Genomic DNA, 14,010 nt, shown 5'->3' with positions numbered 1-14,010 from the left:
ATGCTGAAAGGCCTGGCAACATGAAGATATTTTCGCCGATCCGGCTGGTGCTCGCTGTCGCGGCCCTCATGTCGGTTTTCTCCGCACCGGCTTTTGCGCGGGTGGAAATCAACATCAACAAGGGCAATGTCGAGCCGCTGCCTATCGCCATCACCGACTTCATGTCGAGCGATGGTATCGGTGCGCAGGTTTCCGCGGTCATCGCCGCCGACCTGCAGCGTTCCGGCCTCTTCGCGCCGGTCAACAAGAACGCCTTCATCGAAAAGATCAGCAATCCGGATCAGCAGCCGCGTTTCGAGGACTGGAAGGTCATCAACGCCCAGGCGCTCGTGACCGGCCGTGTCACGCGTGAAAGCGATGGCCGCCTGCGCGCCGAGTTCCGCCTGTGGGATACTTTCGCAGGCCAGCAGATGACCGGCCAGCAGTTCTTCACGCAGCCGGAAAACTGGCGCCGTGTCGCCCACATCATCGCCGACGCGATCTATGAGCGTGTCACCGGTGAAAAGGGTTACTTCGACACCCGCGTCGTTTTCGTCTCCGAAAGCGGCCCGAAAACCGCCCGCAAGCGCCAGCTCTCGATCATGGATCAGGACGGCTTCAACGTCCGTAATCTTACCAACTCGAACGACATCGTTCTGACGCCGCGTTTTTCGCCGAACCGTCAGGAAGTGACCTACATGTCCTTCGAAGGCCAGCAGCCGCGCGTTTACCTGCTGCAGCTGGAAACCGGACAGCGCGAAGTGGTCGGCAACTTCCCCGGCATGACGTTCTCGCCGCGCTTCTCTCCTGATGGCCAGAAGGTCATCATGAGCCTGCAGCAGGATGGCAATGCCAATATCTACACCATGGACCTGCGCTCGCGCACCACGACGCGGCTGACCAATACGTCGGCGATCGATACGGCGCCGTCCTATTCGCCTGATGGTCAGCGTGTTGCCTTCGAAAGCGACCGCGGCGGCCGCCAGCAGATCTACGTCATGAATGCCGATGGTTCCGGCCAGCAGCGCGTCTCCTTCGGTGATGGTTCCTATTCCACGCCGGTCTGGTCCCCGCGCGGCGATCTGATCGCCTTCACCAAGCAGTCGGGCGGCAAGTTCTCGATCGGCGTGATGAAGACCGACGGTTCGGGCGAGCGCATTCTGACCAGCGGGTTCCACAATGAAGGCCCGACCTGGGCGCCGAACGGCCGCGTGCTGATGTTCTTCCGCCAGAACGCCGGTGCCGGTGGTCCGCAGCTCTATTCGATCGACCTGACGGGCTATAACGAACAGCTCATCAAGACGCCGACCTTCGCTTCGGATCCGGCATGGTCGCCGCTTCTGGACTGATATGACTGCCATGACGGCGCCGGCATGAACCGGCACCATCATGTTTTACTTGATACCATGGGGAAGTGCGCCTCTTTCTTGCCGCAAAGTGTTGTGAGGGAGCAAAAAACTGGGACATTTTCTTTCTGTTAACCATAAGCGTTTGCCGGCTATTAACCGCGATCAGTTAGTGTCCGGAAACGTTATTGAAATCCTAAGGAGAGACCGGCGATGAGCCGTACACACATTTCGGCACTCAGCCCCATGCAGAAACTGGCCCGTAACCCGGCTGTCATCGCCATGACGCTCGCGCTTGCTCTCGCAGGCTGCGCGAACAAGAAGAACATGCCGAACAGCGCCGGTGAACTCGGCCTTGGTGGCGCGGGCTCCGCAACGCCGGGCTCCCAGCAGGACTTCACGGTCAATGTCGGCGACCGCATCTTCTTCGACACTGACTCCACCTCGATCCGCGCCGACGCCCAGCAGACCCTGCAGCGCCAGGCCCAGTGGCTCGCCCGTTATCCGAACTACGCCATCACCGTTGAAGGCCATGCCGACGAACGCGGTACGCGTGAATACAACCTTGCGCTCGGCGCCCGTCGTGCGGCTGCAACCCGCGACTTCCTGGCTTCCCAGGGCGTTCCGGCAAACCGCATGAAGACGATCTCCTACGGCAAGGAAAAGCCGGTCGCGGTTTGCGACGACATTTCCTGCTGGTCGCAGAACCGCCGCGCCGTGACGGTTCTCGGTGGCGCGGGCATGTGATTGCCTGACGTTATTGTGATCTTGAATGGGAGGCGGTCTTCGGGCCGCCTTTTGTTTTTTTCATAGTTTGGCCGAAGTTAAGTTGCTTTTTCGGTTGATATGGAAAAAATCCGGCTTGCGCCATTCCGGTGCAAATCAGTTAAGGCAGGACGAATGAGATGAAGAAACTTGTCGTGGCGGGAATGCTGGGGCTTGCAGCCTGCACCGGCTTGAGCGGCGCAGCCGTTTCGGGTCCGCTGTTCGGTGCGGGGGGTAGCTTCGGCACGATCAACTCTCAACAGCAGCTCCCGGTCGTCCGGGTTCAGGCCAATGAAGCCTATCGGGTTCAGCAGCTTGAAGAACAGATCCGGCAGCTCAATGGCCGTATCGAAGAAATGAGCTTCCAGCTTCTGCAGATGCAGGAAACGATCCGCAAGGCGCAGGAAGACAACGAGTTCCGCTTCCAGGAACTGGAAGGCGGCAATGCCGGCGGCAAGGGTGCAAGCCCGACCGCTGCACCGAAAAAGAAGGCGGAAGCCAGTCCGGTCAATCCGGCCTCGCCGCCGACCGACGACGTTGCAACGATCATCGAAACGCCACCCGAGGGTGGCGCTTCCGTTTCTCCCTCTGCTCCCTCCAGTGCTCCGACAGGCGCACCGGGAGAGACGACGCTCGGCTCGATCGAGCTTGATTCCAAGGGAATGCCGATTGGCGGCACGCTCAATTCCGGCGCCAGTAATTCCTCCGGCAACCTTCCCGGTGTGACCACCGGCAACAGCGCCCGCAAGACCGATCCTGTCAACACGGCGGCGCTGACCAGCGAAGGCGACATCTATCAGGCCGCCTACGGCCATGTCCTTTCCGGTGACTACAAGCTGGCGGAACAGGGTTTCCAGCAATATCTGCAGGGTTATCCCAAAGGCACCAAGGCCGCCGATGCGAGCTTCTGGCTGGGCGAGGCGCAATATTCCCAGGGCAAGTTCAACGAGGCCGCCAAGACCTTCCTGAACGGCCATCAGGCCTATGGCAAGTCTCCGAAAGCGCCGGAAATGCTGATGAAGCTCGGCATGTCACTCGCCGCTCTCGACAATACCGAAACAGCCTGCGCCACGCTGCGCGAGGTGCCGAAGCGCTATCCCAATGCTTCGAAGACCGTGCTGACCAAGGTCGCCAGCGAACAGAAACGGCTGAGCTGCTGATTTTCCCCTGCCATTGCGGGTATTTCCATGCCGGTTGATGCCCGCACTCCGAATGAAAAGACAGTTGCGCCGCTCGCGGCGGCACAGTTTTTTGTCGGAAATCTACAAAACCCCGCCCATATCCTCGTCGCAATCTCCGGCGGCAGTGATTCCACCGGCCTGTTGCTGGCATTGCATGAGGCAACGGCGGGAGTGGGTAAGGACCGCTTGCGGCTTTCCGCCGTCACGGTCGACCATGCGCTGAGAGCGGAATCCGCCGATGAGGCGTGCAAGGTCGCCATGCTCTGCGCCGAACTTGGCATCCCCCACGTTACCCGCCGGTGGGATGGTGCCAAACCGGCCTCCGGCCTTTCCGAAGCCTCCCGACTTGCCCGCTACCGCCTGATTGCCGAGGTCGCCCTTGAGACTGGCGCCGATCTTGTCGTGACGGGGCATACAATCGGCGACCAGCGTGAAACCGTGGCGATGCGCGCCGCCCGCAACGGCGGCAGTAATAATCTCGGTCTAGCCGGCATGGCGGACGCGGTTTTATACGATAGCCGCTACTGGGTCATGCGGCCGTTCCTGATGTGTGAGAGGCAGGCGATCCGTGACTATGTATCGTCCCGCGAGCGCGGGTGGCTTGACGATCCGAGCAATGAAAATATCAGATATGAGCGGGTGCGTGTTCGGCAGGCGCTTCCCGTCTCCCCCGCGTTGATCGATGCGGAGGTCTCTTTCAAAAGACGGGCGCTTTCCGACAAAACAGCCGTTTTCCTGCGCGATCACACGCAGATTTTCCATGCTGCTCTCGCCAGACTGGCCGACGATGCCGTCAATCCCGATCTTCCCGAGTTCCGGCACGGGTTGGCGGCGCTGATCGCCACCCTTGGCGGAAGGGCATATTTTCCGGCCGCAAGCAGCATGGAGCGCGTTTTGCGGTTTCTCAAAACGGGTGAAAACGGGCGAATGACAGTCGGCCGTGTTCTTCTCGATCGGCGGCGGGATGGCCTTTATTTGTTGCGCGAGCAGCGAAACCTGCCGGAGCTTCATGTCGGCGCGCATCAGCAAGGGCTGTGGGACGATCGTTTCCTTGTGAAGAATGGATCGGCTTTTCCAATCCTTGTCAAAGCGGGCAGGGTTGGTGATGCCGTGGAAATGGCCGCGCATTTTCCGTCGGTGCCATCAGGGGTGACAAAACCGGCGATGGCGGGTCTGCCGCAAATTGCCGCAGCGTCCGAAGGGGAGGTTTCCATGCCGCAGGCCGTCACCATCACGCCGAGGCTTGCACCTTTCGATCTTTTCCTGCCGCGCTTTGACCTTGAGTTGGCAAATGCAATCGCCAATTTATTCGGACGGACGGCCTATCCACAGCCACCGGTTTAAATCCGGCCTCTTTTTCGTGAATTGCCATGGAAGAGTTTTTACACCAAAACGCATCAGATAACGCGCTTTGCCTTGGCAACGGCGGATGTCGTCCTTATGTTAGGGGCACATAATAGCGGGCAGCAGATATGCCCGTGTGAGTTCGGGGAGTTCGATGAACCCAAATTTCAGAAATTTCGCCTTGTGGGCCGTGATCGCCCTCTTGCTGATCGCGCTGTTCAGCATGTTCCAGACCTCGCCGACGCAAACGGGCTCGCGGGAAATCCCGTACTCCCAGTTTCTTCGCGATGTGGATTCCGGGCGAGTTCGCGACGTGACCGTCACCGGTAACCGGGTTCTCGGAACCTATACCGAAAACGGCACGGCCTTTCAGACCTATTCCCCCGTCATCGACGACAGCCTGATGGAGCGCTTGCAGAGCAAGAACGTCACCATCGTCGCGCGTCCCGAAAGCGATGGTTCCTCCGGTTTTCTGAGCTATCTCGGCACGCTTCTGCCGATGTTCCTCATTCTCGGCGTCTGGCTGTTCTTCATGCGGCAGATGCAGGGCGGTTCCCGTGGCGCGATGGGCTTTGGCAAGTCCAAGGCCAAGCTTCTGACGGAAGCGCATGGCCGCGTGACGTTTGATGACGTCGCAGGTGTGGACGAAGCCAAGCAGGACCTCGAGGAAATCGTGGAATTCCTGCGCGACCCGCAGAAGTTCCAGCGCCTCGGCGGCAAGATTCCGCGCGGCGTGCTGCTTGTTGGCCCTCCGGGTACCGGTAAGACGCTTCTGGCGCGTTCCGTCGCCGGCGAAGCCAATGTGCCGTTCTTCACCATTTCCGGTTCGGACTTCGTGGAAATGTTCGTCGGCGTCGGCGCAAGCCGCGTGCGTGACATGTTCGAGCAGGCTAAGAAGAATGCACCCTGCATCATCTTCATCGACGAAATCGACGCTGTCGGCCGCCATCGCGGCGCCGGTCTTGGCGGCGGTAACGACGAACGTGAGCAGACGCTGAACCAGCTGCTGGTCGAAATGGACGGTTTCGAGGCGAATGAAGGCATCATCCTCATCGCTGCCACCAACCGTCCCGATGTTCTTGACCCCGCACTTCTGCGTCCAGGCCGCTTCGACCGTCAGGTCGTCGTGCCGAACCCTGATATCGTCGGCCGCGAGCGCATCCTCAAGGTGCATATCCGCAACGTGCCGCTGGCGCCGAATGTCGATCTCAAGATTCTGGCCCGCGGCACTCCCGGTTTTTCCGGTGCGGACCTCATGAACCTCGTCAACGAAGCCGCCCTGATGGCTGCCCGCCGCAACAAGCGAGTGGTCACCATGCAGGAATTCGAGGACGCCAAGGACAAGATCATGATGGGCGCGGAGCGCCGCTCCTCCGCCATGACCGAGGCCGAAAAGAAGCTGACGGCCTATCACGAAGCCGGCCATGCCATCACCGCGCTGAAGGTTGCCGTGGCCGATCCGTTGCACAAGGCGACGATCATTCCGCGCGGCCGTGCACTGGGTATGGTTATGCAGCTGCCGGAAGGCGACCGCTATTCCATGAGCTACAAGTGGATGGTGTCGCGCCTGGTCATCATGATGGGTGGCCGCGTTGCCGAGGAATTGACCTTCGGCAAGGAGAACATCACGTCAGGCGCGTCTTCGGATATCGAGCAGGCCACCAAGCTTGCCCGCGCCATGGTCACGCAATGGGGCTTCTCCGACGCTCTCGGCCAGGTGGCCTATGGTGAGAACCAGCAGGAAGTCTTCCTCGGCCATTCCGTCTCTCAGTCGAAGAACGTCTCCGAGGCGACGGCGCAGACGATCGACACCGAAGTCCGACGTCTGATCGACGAGGCCTATACCGAGGCACGGCGTATCCTCACGGATAACCACGATGGCTTTGTCGCAATTGCCGAGGGTCTTCTCGAATACGAAACCCTGACGGGCGACGAGATCAAGGCGCTGCTGAGGGGTGAGAAGCCGGCGCGCGATCTGGGTGACGATTCTCCGGGCAGCCGTGGTTCGGCGGTGCCGAAAGCCGGCGCCAAGAAGGACGGCCCGAGCGAAGCGAAGGGTGACGGTGAGGCCGAAGGCGGCATGGAGCCGCAGCCGCATTGATCGTCCGCGCATGTTAGAAATTGTAAAAGGCCATCCGGGTTTCCGGGTGGCCTTTTCATTTTGGTAACAAGATATAAGCCATTTTTGCGGTAATTTACGTGCTGTTTATCGTGGTTTGTGGCATCTAGCCAAAAACGCTTCCGGCTGTTTTCAGCTTTTGCCGGAATGCCCGAAAGATTTGGAGTTCAAATGGCACGCCGTTATTTCGGAACCGATGGTATCCGCGGACAATCGAACGTATTCCCCATGACGCCTGATCTGGCGATGCGTGTGGGCATTGCCGTTGGAACGATCTTCCGCCGTGGCCATCATCGTCATCGCGTTGTCATTGGCAAGGATACGCGGCTTTCCGGCTATATGCTGGAGAACGCACTGGTTGCCGGTTTCACCGCCGCCGGCCTTGATGTCTTCCTGCTCGGCCCCATCCCGACGCCCGCCGTTGCCATGCTGACCCGGTCGCTGCGCGCCGATATCGGCGTGATGATCTCGGCTTCGCACAATCCCTTCTCCGATAACGGCATCAAGCTTTTCGGACCTGACGGATACAAGCTCTCTGACGAGCTGGAACTGGAGATTGAGGATCTTCTCGACAAGGATATCTACGCCCAGCTCGCCAAGCCGAGCGAGATCGGCCGCGCCAAGCGCGTGGATGGTGACATCTATCGTTATATCGAATTCGTCAAACGCACCCTGCCGCGCGATGTGACGCTGAGCGGGCTTCGGATCGCGATCGACTGCGCCAATGGTGCTGCCTACAAGGTCGCACCCGCTGCGCTCTGGGAACTCGGTGCGGAAGTCGTCACGATCGGCAATGAGCCGAACGGCATCAACATCAATCTCGAATGTGGCTCCACCCATCCGGAAGCTCTGCAGAAGAAGGTGCATGAAGTGCGGGCCGATATCGGCATTGCTCTCGACGGTGACGCGGACCGTGTCATCATCATTGATGAGCGCGGCGAGATCGTCGATGGTGACCAGCTGATGGCTGTCATCGCTGATAGCTGGGCCGCCGACAACACGCTGCGCGGCGGCGGCATCGTCGCGACTGTCATGTCCAATCTCGGGCTGGAACGCTTCCTCGGCGACAAGGGCCTCACTCTTGCCCGCACCAAGGTGGGCGACCGTTATGTCGTCGAGCACATGCGTAACCACAATTTCAACGTCGGCGGTGAACAGTCCGGCCATATCGTGCTGTCGGACTACGGCACGACGGGCGATGGCCTCGTCGCGGCATTGCAGGTTCTCGCCAAGGTCAAGCGCTCCGGCCTCACGGTCAGCGAAGTCTGCCGCAAGTTTGAGCCGGTGCCGCAGCTTTTGAAGAACGTGCGTATCTCCGGCGGCAAGCCGCTGGAAAATCCTGTTGTGCAGCAGGCGATTGCGGATGCGGAAAGCGCATTGGCCAATAATGGCCGCCTCGTCATCCGCCCCTCCGGCACCGAGCCGCTGATCCGCGTCATGGCGGAAGGTGATGACAGCGCGCAGGTGGAGCAGATCGTCAATGATCTCGTCGGCGTCATTGCCAATGCTCGCTCGGCCGCGTGAGCCGAGGCGTCAGTAATGTCCTAACAAAGCCGGCTGCTCAGCCGGCTTTTTCTTTGCGTATTTGCTAATAAATATAGTGAATGATCGTGGTTAATCGGGACTTAACCATTTTACGTCAATCTCCATGACTGAACAGTTCACTGGCATCTGCTGCCGAAAACGCACGTGCCTCTTCTGGAGTGGAAGTCATGAAAAACGCCCTGGCCGGATTTCTGGCCGTCCTGCTGACCGGTACCAGCGCTATCGCTGCCGATCTTTATCAAGCCGAACCCGCACCGGCCTATGTCGAGGCCCCCGAGGTCGCGATCACCCAGGCGAGCGGCTGGTATCTGCGCGGCGATGTCGGTTATTCCTTCAACAAGCTGCGCGGCGCCCATTATTATCAGGGTGGCCCGGGTGGCTATCTGCAGGATTTTGATACAGCGACAATCAAGGACAGCTATGTCATCGGCGGCGGTGTCGGTTATCAGTTCAACAACTATTTCCGCAGTGACGTGACCTTTGACTATATGGGCAAATCGGATTTCAGAGGCTCCACGAGCGGCTTCTGTGGCTCTGTTCCCGGTCGTTGCGTCTCGGCGGATCTTAGCTCCCTGCGAGCCTACACGCTGATGGCCAACGCCTATGTCGATCTCGGCACCTATGGCCGCGTCACACCCTATGTGGGCGGCGGTATCGGCGGCTCTTACGTGAAATGGGACAAGCTGCGCAACACGTCGTGCAGCGTCAATGGCCTTGGCTGCGACCCGACCACCGAACATGGCGGCAAGGGCAAGTGGCGCTTTGCCTACGCTCTGATGGCCGGTGCGTCCATTGACGTCACCTGTAACCTGAAGGCCGATATCGGCTACCGTTTCCGCCACATCAACAAGGGCGATATGTTCGCTTATGAGAATGGCGGCGGTCCGGGCCGTGACAAGGGCCTTTATTCACATGAAGTGCGCGTCGGCGGCCGTTATGTCTTCAATGGCTGCGACACTGCGCAATACATGCCGCCCGCTGATATTCCGCTGCAGCCTGCCGTTTATAAATAAACGTCACGCACCGCTGGTACTTTCAGACCGTCCGCATCCTCCGGGTGCGGGCGGTTTTGTTTTACCGGCATCGGACACCGCGCATGACGCATATGGACCAAAATTCTTCTGCGCAGCGACATATTCCGCTTGACTGGGATCGGCGACAGGAATAGCAACGGCGTCAGGACACTCCACCCTAACGTGGAGCGCCTATCTGGAAGGGTAGTCAAATGACAGATATAGTGAAGCCGGACGTGCGTCCGGGCAATACGCATTTTTCCTCTGGTCCCTGCTCGAAGCGTCCCGGTTGGTCGCTAGATGCTCTCTCCGATGCGCCGCTCGGTCGCTCGCATCGCGCCAAGGTTGGCAAAGCCAAGCTGAAGCAGGCCATTGATCTCACCCGTGAAATTCTTGATGTTCCTGCCGATTATCGTATCGGCATTGTTCCCGCATCCGACACCGGCGCTGTTGAAATGGCGCTCTGGTCGCTGCTGGGCGAACGCGGCGTTGACATGCTCGCCTGGGAAAGCTTCGGCGCTGGCTGGGTTACCGACGTCATCAAGCAGCTTAAGCTGAAGGACGTGCGCAAGTTCGAGGCCGATTACGGTCTGCTGCCGAATCTCGCCGAAGTCGATTTCGACCGTGACGTCGTCTTCACCTGGAACGGCACCACCTCTGGCGTTCGCGTTCCCAATGCCGACTTCATCCCTGCCGACCGTAAGGGCCTGACCATCTGCGACGCCACCTCGGCGGCCTTCGCGCAGGACATGGACTTTACTAAACTCGACGTCGTCACCTTCTCCTGGCAGAAGGTTCTGGGCGGCGAGGGCGGCCATGGCGTCATCATTCTTTCGCCCCGCGCCGTCGAGCGCCTGCTGAGCTACGCGCCGGCATGGCCGCTTCCGAAAATCTTCCGCATGGTCTCCGGCGGCAAGCTCATCGAAGGCATATTCACCGGCGAAACCATCAACACGCCGTCCATGCTCTGCGTTGAGGACTATATCGACGCTCTGCTGTGGGCGAAGAACCTCGGTGGCCTGAAGGCGCTGATCGGCCGTGCCGACGCCAATGCCAAGGTCATCTACGACTTCATTGAGAAGAACAACTGGATCGCCAACCTGGCCGTCAAGCCGGAAACCCGCTCCAACACCTCCGTCTGCCTGAAGATCGTTGATCCCGAGGTGCAGGCGCTGGATGCCGCCGCACAGGCCGATTTCGCCAAGGGCGTCGTCGCCCTGCTCGAAAAGGAAAATGTCGCCCTCGATATCGGCGCTTACCGCGACGCACCGTCCGGTCTGCGCATCTGGGCCGGCGCGACCATCGAGACGGCCGATATGGAAGCCGTCATGCCCTGGCTCGCCTGGGCTTACCAGACGCAGAAGGCAGCACTTTCCAAGGCTGCCGCCTGATTTTGATACCGGCCCTGCGCTGATGCAGGGCCGCACATTCCCCGTTTTCAAAACTGCACCGCTTTTCAAGGAGCCCGTGAACCATGGCACCTCGCGTACTCGTATCCGACGAACTGTCGGAAACCGCCGTCCAGATTTTCCGTGATCGTGGCGTCGAAGTCGATTTCCAGCCGAAGCTCGGCAAGGACAAGGACAAACTTGCCGAAATCATCGGCAATTACGATGGTCTGGCCATTCGTTCCGCCACCAAGGCGACCGAAAAGCTGATCGAGGCGGCAACCAACCTCAAGGTCATCGGCCGCGCCGGCATCGGCGTCGACAATGTCGATATTCCGGCCGCCTCGCGCCGCGGTATCATCGTCATGAACACGCCGTTCGGCAACTCCATCACGACTGCGGAACATGCCATCGCGCTGATGTTTGCCGTTGCGCGCCAGCTTCCGGCCGCCGACAGCTCTACGCAGGCCGGCAAGTGGGAAAAGTCGAAATTCATGGGTGTCGAAATCACCGGCAAGACGCTCGGCGTCATCGGCGCCGGCAATATCGGCTCCATCGTCTGCTCGCGTGCGCTTGGTCTCAAGATGCATGTTCTGGCCTACGACCCCTTCCTGTCGCCGGAGCGCGCGCAGGAAATGGGCGTCACCAAGGTTGAGCTCGACGAACTGCTGGCGCAGGCCGATTTCATCACCCTGCATGTGCCGATGACTGACAAGACGCGCGGCATCCTCAATGCCGAAAACCTTGCCAAGACCAAGAAGGGCGTGCGTATCGTCAACTGCGCCCGTGGCGGTCTGGTGGATGAAGCGGCTCTTGCCGAAGCCATCAAGTCCGGCCATGTCGCCGGCGCCGGTTTTGACGTGTTCGAAGTCGAACCCGCCACCGAAAGCCCGCTTTTCGGCCTGCCAAACGTCGTCTGCACGCCGCATCTCGGCGCTTCGACCACGGAAGCACAGGAAAACGTCGCTCTTCAGGTTGCCGAGCAGATGTCGGATTATCTGGTCAAGGGTGCCGTCTCCAACGCCATCAACATGCCGTCGATCACGGCTGAGGAAGCACCGCGCCTGAAGCCTTTCATCCGTCTGGCGGATGTTCTCGGCTCCTTCGTCGGTCAGGTGCAGGAAAGCGCCACCAAGGAAATCGAAATCCTTTATGATGGCGCAACCGCCAACATGAACACCAAGGCGCTGACCAGCGCCCTTCTGGCCGGCCTGATCCGCAGCCAGGTTGCGGATGTGAACATGGTTTCGGCCCCGGTCATGATCAAGGAAAAGGGCATCATCCTTTCTGAAGTCAAGCGCGACAAGACCGGTGTTTACGACGGTTACATCAAGCTGACGGTCAAGACCGAAAACCAGATACGCTCGGTTGCCGGCACGGTGTTCTCGGATGGCAAGCCGCGCTTCATCCAGATCAAGAACATCAACATGGATGCGGATGTCGGATCGCACATGATCTACATCACCAACACCGACGTTCCCGGCATGATCGGCTTCATGGGCACCACGCTCGGCGAAGCTGGCGTCAACATCGCCAACTTCCAGCTCGGCCGTGAAAAGGAAGGCGGCGACGCCATCGCGCTGCTCTATGTTGACGGCCCGGTTTCCGAAGAGGTGCTGGACAAGCTGCGCGCCAACCCGGCCATCCGCCAGGTCAAGCCGCTGACGTTTAACGTCGACTGATCTATCGTTCCTCCCAAGGGGACAATAAGGACCGGTGCAGGGGCAACCCTGCGCCGGTTTTTGTTTCTCCAGTTGCCCATTTTATGGCAATCCGCGCCGGTCTCGCGCCTCGGTTGCATATCACAAAAAATTTAAGCCGAGTGGTCTAAAAATGATGATCATGAGTTGCTATATCGCCTGCTGAGATGCCGCTCATGGGAGGGCGGCCAACAGGAGATAACGATGTTTGCTGCCTTTCGGCGCTTCAAGGGTTTGTTCGCAGTCGCCGCGCTTGGTATCGCGGTGTCTTTCGTAGCTGTTGATATGGCAGAAGCACGCCGCGCCAGCGGTGGTTTCGGCAGCCGCGGCACGCGCACCTATTCGGCTCCGCCTTCGACCAGCACGGCGCCCGGCCAGACCGCGCCGATCAACCGCAGCATGACGCCCAATACCAATCAGGCAGCACCGAGCGCTGCTCAGCCGGCCCGTCCCGGCGCGCAGGCGCCGCAGCAAAATCGCGGCCTGTTCGGCGGCATGATGGGTGGTTTGATGGGCGGCCTGTTGATGGGTGGCCTGTTCGGCATGCTTCTCGGCGGTGGCTTTGGTGGCATGGCCGGTTTCTTCGGCATGCTGCTGCAGGTGGCGCTGATCGGTCTCCTCGTTATGCTCGCCATGCGTTTCTTCGCATCGCGCCGTCAGGGTCAGCCCGCTTATGGCTCGGCCGGCGGTTCGCAGCGCACTGATCATTCAAGTTCCTCCTATAATGGCGGTTCGCAGGCGGGTCCTTCCGCATCCTCGTTCAAGATTCCGAAGATTGGTGCTCTGGCTGGTGCTGCGGGTGGCGCTGCGGCTGCTACTGCGGCAACGGCAAAGCCCGTGCCCCACGCCAATGCCATCTCGGAAGGCGATGAAATCGGTATCACGCAGGGTGACCTCGAAACCTTCCAGAAAATGCTGGAAGATGTGCAGGCTGCCTATGCGGCCGAGGATTACGGCACGCTGCGCAAGCTGACGACGCCGGAAGCCATGTCCTATCTCGCGGAAGAACTGAGCGACAACGCGACCAGCGGTGTGAAAAACGACGTGCGCGACGTGACGCTGCTGCAGGGCGATGTCGCCGAAGCCTGGCACGAAGAAGGGCAGGATTACGCAACGGTTGCGATGCGTTACTCCGCCATCGACGTGATGCGTGACCGCACGTCCGGCAAGGTAGTCGAAGGCGATGAACAGCATCCGTCCGAAGCGGTCGAGATGTGGACCTTCGTCCGTCGCCCCGGCAACGATAACTGGCAGGTCGCCGCCATTCAGGCCGCCGCCTGAGGCAACAGCCCGAGTTTTATAGAACGAAATGGCCCGGAGGTTCACGAACCTCCGGGCTTTTGTTTATCAGGACGCAAAGACGTCGACCGTCCTGAAATTTAGTCCCGGATACTCCTTGCCCTGGGCAGACGCGGCAGGGCAAAAAACCGATTGATAAATCTAACGGGTGATATCTCCGCCGATCATTGGCTGCAATTTCCGCTTCACCCTGCTATGCAGGGTTTTGAGCCCTGTTTGTCGTGGCATGTCGCCGGTGCATGGCTCGACCGCTTCACGGAATTGCCTTTTTTCATTCATCCGGCATTCAGTCCCTGCATCCTAACCAGAAAGCATACACGTCAATGTGACT

At 59.7% G+C, this 14,010-nt stretch carries 10 protein-coding genes; all 10 read left to right on the top strand.

Going from position 1 to position 14,010, the window contains the following annotated elements; translation table 11 throughout:
* Positions 1–20 precede the first annotated feature (20 nt).
* The 10 genes from tolB (at position 21) to AC5I5B_RS18150 (ending at position 13,661) form a co-directional block, all read left to right on the top strand.
* Complete coding sequence (gene tolB / locus AC5I5B_RS18195) at positions 21–1,328, top strand: Tol-Pal system beta propeller repeat protein TolB (RefSeq protein WP_003506242.1); 1,308 nt, start codon at positions 21–23, stop codon at positions 1,326–1,328.
* Between the two features lie 210 nt (positions 1,329–1,538).
* Positions 1,539–2,072, top strand: a complete 534-nt coding sequence (gene pal / locus AC5I5B_RS18190; protein ID WP_003506243.1) for a peptidoglycan-associated lipoprotein Pal — start codon at positions 1,539–1,541, stop codon at positions 2,070–2,072.
* Between the two features lie 158 nt (positions 2,073–2,230).
* The gene (gene ybgF / locus AC5I5B_RS18185) at positions 2,231–3,250 is read left to right on the top strand and encodes a tol-pal system protein YbgF (RefSeq protein ID WP_003506245.1); all 1,020 of its coding nucleotides are present in this window, start codon (positions 2,231–2,233) and stop codon (positions 3,248–3,250) included.
* Between the two features lie 27 nt (positions 3,251–3,277).
* Positions 3,278–4,615: a tRNA lysidine(34) synthetase TilS gene (gene tilS / locus AC5I5B_RS18180; RefSeq protein ID WP_111834185.1), complete on the top strand. Its 1,338-nt coding sequence runs from the start codon at positions 3,278–3,280 to the stop codon at positions 4,613–4,615.
* 154 nt (positions 4,616–4,769) lie between these two features.
* Positions 4,770–6,716: an ATP-dependent zinc metalloprotease FtsH gene (gene ftsH / locus AC5I5B_RS18175; protein ID WP_003506249.1), complete on the top strand. Its 1,947-nt coding sequence runs from the start codon at positions 4,770–4,772 to the stop codon at positions 6,714–6,716.
* A gap of 189 nt (positions 6,717–6,905) precedes the next feature.
* Positions 6,906–8,258, top strand: a complete 1,353-nt coding sequence (gene glmM, locus AC5I5B_RS18170; protein WP_111834184.1) for a phosphoglucosamine mutase — start codon at positions 6,906–6,908, stop codon at positions 8,256–8,258.
* A 188-nt stretch (positions 8,259–8,446) separates the two neighbouring features.
* On the top strand, positions 8,447–9,292 hold the full coding sequence (locus AC5I5B_RS18165) for an outer membrane protein (protein ID WP_003506253.1): 846 nt from the start codon (positions 8,447–8,449) through the stop codon (positions 9,290–9,292).
* Positions 9,293–9,504: 212 nt separating this feature from the next.
* The gene (locus AC5I5B_RS18160; RefSeq protein ID WP_060723156.1) at positions 9,505–10,683 is read left to right on the top strand and encodes a phosphoserine transaminase; all 1,179 of its coding nucleotides are present in this window, start codon (positions 9,505–9,507) and stop codon (positions 10,681–10,683) included.
* 83 nt (positions 10,684–10,766) lie between these two features.
* Positions 10,767–12,362: a phosphoglycerate dehydrogenase gene (serA, locus tag AC5I5B_RS18155; protein WP_003506257.1), complete on the top strand. Its 1,596-nt coding sequence runs from the start codon at positions 10,767–10,769 to the stop codon at positions 12,360–12,362.
* Between the two features lie 222 nt (positions 12,363–12,584).
* Entirely contained in the window at positions 12,585–13,661 is a 1,077-nt protein-coding gene (locus AC5I5B_RS18150; protein WP_003506258.1) for a Tim44 domain-containing protein, read from the top strand.
* The last annotated feature ends 349 nt before the right edge of the window (positions 13,662–14,010 follow it).

Source organism: Agrobacterium sp. (genome assembly GCF_059499945.1).
The sequence above is the reverse complement of the archived record's forward strand: the minus strand, read 5'-3'. Positions and strand labels throughout refer to the sequence as shown.

What these genes read in the sequence shown, in the direction of transcription:
- tolB (WP_003506242.1), top strand. Translation starts at nt 21, where the DNA reads ATGAAGATATTTTCGCCGATCCGGCTGGTGCTCGCTGTCGCGGCCCTC.
- pal (WP_003506243.1), top strand. Translation starts at nt 1,539, where the DNA reads ATGAGCCGTACACACATTTCGGCACTCAGCCCCATGCAGAAACTGGCC.
- ybgF (WP_003506245.1), top strand. Translation starts at nt 2,231, where the DNA reads ATGAAGAAACTTGTCGTGGCGGGAATGCTGGGGCTTGCAGCCTGCACC.
- tilS (WP_111834185.1), top strand. Translation starts at nt 3,278, where the DNA reads ATGCCGGTTGATGCCCGCACTCCGAATGAAAAGACAGTTGCGCCGCTC.
- ftsH (WP_003506249.1), top strand. Translation starts at nt 4,770, where the DNA reads ATGAACCCAAATTTCAGAAATTTCGCCTTGTGGGCCGTGATCGCCCTC.
- glmM (WP_111834184.1), top strand. Translation starts at nt 6,906, where the DNA reads ATGGCACGCCGTTATTTCGGAACCGATGGTATCCGCGGACAATCGAAC.
- AC5I5B_RS18165 (WP_003506253.1), top strand. Translation starts at nt 8,447, where the DNA reads ATGAAAAACGCCCTGGCCGGATTTCTGGCCGTCCTGCTGACCGGTACC.
- AC5I5B_RS18160 (WP_060723156.1), top strand. Translation starts at nt 9,505, where the DNA reads ATGACAGATATAGTGAAGCCGGACGTGCGTCCGGGCAATACGCATTTT.
- serA (WP_003506257.1), top strand. Translation starts at nt 10,767, where the DNA reads ATGGCACCTCGCGTACTCGTATCCGACGAACTGTCGGAAACCGCCGTC.
- AC5I5B_RS18150 (WP_003506258.1), top strand. Translation starts at nt 12,585, where the DNA reads ATGTTTGCTGCCTTTCGGCGCTTCAAGGGTTTGTTCGCAGTCGCCGCG.